Raw genomic sequence first — 1194 nt, 5'->3', positions numbered from 1 at the left:
GGTAACCCCCCCATTTTTAGCTGTTGCCAAAAGTGGAGCTAAGCGGCCATCGCCAGTTTCATGGCCGGAGTGATGCCGCCGAGTGCCATGTTGGGGCGCTCGTGGTTGTACGTCCATAGCCATCGCGTGGCCTTGTCCTGCACTTGGGCAATCGTGTCGAACAGGGTTCGTGCCAGCCAGGCGTAGCGGACGGTGCGGTTGTAACGCTCGACGTAGGCGTTCTGCTGCGGCTTGCCCGGCTGGATATGCTCGACCCGGATACCTTGCCGCTCTGCCCACGCCAGCAGCGCACCACTGATGTATTCGGGGCCGTTGTCGCAGCGAAGGACGCGCGGCTTGCCTCGCCACTCGATGATCTGCTCCAGTGACCGGATCACCCGAGCCGCCGGCAGCGACAGGTCGACCTCGATGCCCAGCCCTTCGCGGTTGAAGTCGTCCAGCACGTTGAACAGCCGGAAGCTGCGGCCGTCGCTGAGCTGGTCATGCATGAAGTCCATCGACCAGACCTGGTTGATCGCCTCGGGGACCGCCAGCGGCTCTGGCCTCTCCCGGACGATCCGCTTCTTCGGCTTGATCCGCAGATTCAACTCCAACTCCCGGTAGATGCGATAGACCCGCTTGTGGTTCCAGCCAAAGCCCTTCACGTTGCGCAGGTACAGGAAGCACAGGCCGAAGCCCCAGTCGCGATAGGAGGTGGTCAACCGCACCAGCCAGTCGGCGATCCGCGCGTTCTCCTCGCTGGCTCTGGCCTGGTAGCGGAAGCAGGTCTCGCTCAGCGCGAAGGTCTGACAGGCGTGCCGGATGTTCGTGCGCCCGCCTTCCACCGCCCATCGGGCCATCTCCCGGCGTTGAGATGGCCTCACCATTTTTTTGACATCGCCTCCTTTAGCAGGTCGGCGCTGAGCTGGGCATCGGCATACATCTTCTTCAGGCGCCGGTTCTCGTCCTGCAGTTCCTTGAGCTGGGACATCAGCGATGCATCCATGCCGCCGAACTTGCTGCGCCACTTGTAGAACGTCGCCGAGCTGATGCCGTGCTCGCGGCACAGCTCCGGCACGGGCGTGCCAACCTCGGCCTGCTTGAGCACGGCGATGATCTGGCTGTCGGTAAAACGGGACTTCTTCATGGAACCTCCTAGGGAAAGCGTACGAGAAAATTCCACTTCTGGCTCAGCTAATCTGCGGGGGGATTACC

The 1194-nt window shown here is 62.3% G+C and carries 1 protein-coding gene; it reads right to left on the bottom strand.

Annotation, left to right across the window (positions count from 1 at the left end; all coding sequences use genetic code 11):
• Positions 1–38: 38 nt before the first annotated feature.
• Positions 39–1126 (bottom strand): IS3 family transposase gene (locus tag H4F98_RS16605; RefSeq protein ID WP_246373348.1). Its coding sequence is split into 2 segments (ribosomal slippage): positions 39–874 and positions 874–1126, totalling 1089 coding nucleotides; the frame shifts between segments, so codons are not numbered across the junction.
• Positions 1127–1194: the final 68 nt, after the last annotated feature.

The organism is Marilutibacter spongiae (genome assembly GCF_014145325.1).
Lineage (GTDB): Bacteria > Pseudomonadota > Gammaproteobacteria > Xanthomonadales > Xanthomonadaceae > Marilutibacter > Marilutibacter spongiae.
This window is presented reverse-complemented; position numbering and strand designations above follow the sequence as displayed.